Source organism: Demequina silvatica (assembly GCF_000971215.1).
Taxonomy (GTDB): Bacteria; Actinomycetota; Actinomycetes; order Actinomycetales; family Demequinaceae; genus Demequina; species Demequina silvatica.
Genome location: NZ_BBMA01000008.1, coordinates 1 through 902, shown reverse-complemented (window position 1 = coordinate 902; position 902 = coordinate 1). Strand labels below are relative to the sequence as shown.

Here is a 902-nt window from a genome sequence, read left to right as displayed (position 1 = left end):
GGGTGGGCGACCGTCGGCGGCGTCGCCGGCACGGGGTTCGAGGCGTATGCGAGGGTGCTCCATCCGATCCCGGCGCGCCGGCTCTCCTGGGAGGACCCCGGCGGCGGGATGGTGCCGCGCGTGGTCGAGGAGCGCGACTGGAGCTGGGCGGAGGTCGCGGCCGCGGTGGGCGGCGCGATGCATCCGCTGGTGCAGTGGTACGCGCTGACCTCTGATGAGGACGTCGTGAGCCTCGAGAGCGGCTGGGACGTGGGCCAGACCCGTGACGGCTGGCTCGACCCGCGGCTGTGGGCGGCGCTGGTGCCGCACCTGTCGCGCGCCGACGCGCCCGACGTGATCCTCGGCTTCTGGACGGGCTTCGGCACCTTCGAACGGGGCCGCCGGCACGTCGTCATCGCCGTCGAGGGGGACGATGCGGCGGCCGGGTCCGCGCCCGACCTCCCCGTGGTGACGGAGGACGCTCTCGAGGCGTGCGCGGCGGGCGAGCTGCTCGAGCTCCCCGGCCAGGAGGGCACCGGGCGCCAGTACCTCATGCTGCGGGGCGAGCTGGCGCGGCTTGGGGACCCGGACTGGGGTTTCGACGCCGGGATCGGGTGGTGGGGGCCGTTCCGCGAGCCGATGCCGCAGCTCGTGTGGCCCGCGGACCATGCGTGGGTGGTCGCGAGCGAGATCGACTGGGACTCGACCATCGTGGCGGGGTCGCGTGCGTTGGTCGACGCGGTGATCGCCGATCCGGCGTTCGAGGCGTTCGAGGTGGGACCCGACGACCGGCTCGACTGGGACGGCGACACGGTGAACCCGCCGCGGGGTGAGCGGCGCTGAGCGCGCCTCGCCGTCGCGAAGTTATCCCCAGCCGAAACATCCCCGAGCCATCCCCGCGGAGGTGTCCGCCGCGTCGTCCC

At 74.5% G+C, this 902-nt stretch carries 1 protein-coding gene; it reads left to right on the top strand.

What is annotated here, in order from left to right; translation table 11 throughout:
* Positions 1-822: hypothetical protein (locus AOM05_RS11260; protein WP_062522307.1), on the top strand; the 822-nt coding region annotated here is incomplete at its 5' end.
* Positions 823-902 lie beyond the last annotated feature (80 nt).